Here is a 1,242-nt window from a genome sequence, read left to right as displayed (position 1 = left end):
CTGGTTGACACCTGACCTGTGAGGGATCTGCCCTCACGGTGGAAGGATGATCGACATGCCGAAGCCGTATCCCGAGGAGTTCCGCCGCGACGTCGTCGCCGTGGCCCGCAAACGCGAAGCCCCGCTGGAGCAGATCGCGAAAGATTTCGGGATCTCCGAGACTTGCCTGAAGAACTGGCTGCGCAAGGCCGACATCGAGGACGGCACCCGACCCGGCCTCACACGAGACGAATCCGACGAGCTCCGCGAGGCCCGCAAACGTATCCGGCTGCTCGAACAGGAAGCGGAGGTGATGCGTCGGGCGGTGGCCTACCTATCGAGGGACGTCAACCCAAAATGATGTTCCCGCTGGTCCGTGAACTTGCCGCCGACGGTATCGCCGTCGCGGTGACCTGCCGGGTGCTGGGATTCTCCCGGCAAGCGTTCTACAAGTGGAACACCGATCCCGTGTCCCGACGGGATTGGGACGATGCCCATCTGATCAACGCCGCACTCGATATCCACGCCGGCGACCCGGAGTTCGGATACCGGTTCATCGCCGACGAACTACCCACCCACGGCATCGTCGCCGGCGAGAACCGCGTCCACCGGCTGTGTTCGCAGCAGCGGATCTTCTCGGTGTTCGCCAAGAAGCGAGGACTTCATCGCCGATCCGGGCCGCCGGTTCATGACGACCTCGTCAGGCGGCAGTTCAGCGCCCAGCGGCCCGACCGGTTGTGGTTGACCGACATTACCGAGCACTGGACCGATGAGGGCAAGCTCTACCTCTGCGCGATCAAGGACTGCTTCTCCACCCGGATCGTCGGCTATTCGATCGCCGACCGGATGACCGCGGACCTGGCGTGTTCGGCGCTGCGAAACGCCATCGCGCTCCGCAACCCGCACGGCACCGTGGTTCACTCCGATCGCGGCAGCCAATTTCGTTCCGGAATGTTCGTAGAATTGTTGGCCTGCACTGGTTTACAAGGTTCTATGGGGAAGGTGGGGGCATGTGGTGACAATGCCGCGATGGAATCGTTCTTCGCGTTGCTGCAACGCAATGTCCTCGACCGTCGCCGCTGGAGCAGCCGTGAAGAACTACGGTTGGCGATCGTCGGGTGGATCGAGAAGACCTACCACCGGCGGCGCCGGCAACGCGGTCTCGGTCGACTGACACCCGTCGAATATGAGACGCTCCATCAGACCGCACACGCGGCCTGAAACTGCACACCCCGTGTGTCAACCAGGGTGGGGGCAGTCCCC

Annotated in this window: 1 protein-coding gene; it reads left to right on the top strand. The window is 63.3% G+C overall.

Annotated elements, in window-relative coordinates:
- The first annotated feature begins 55 nt into the window (after positions 1 to 55).
- Positions 56 to 1,200 (top strand): IS3 family transposase gene (locus RJ1_RS44960; RefSeq protein WP_143048972.1). Its coding sequence is split into 2 segments (ribosomal slippage): positions 56 to 335 and positions 335 to 1,200, totalling 1,146 coding nucleotides; the frame shifts between segments, so codons are not numbered across the junction.
- Positions 1,201 to 1,242: the final 42 nt, after the last annotated feature.

It is taken from the genome of Rhodococcus jostii NBRC 16295, from assembly GCF_001894825.1.
GTDB lineage: Bacteria > Actinomycetota > Actinomycetes > Mycobacteriales > Mycobacteriaceae > Rhodococcus_F > Rhodococcus_F jostii.
This window is presented reverse-complemented; position numbering and strand designations above follow the sequence as displayed.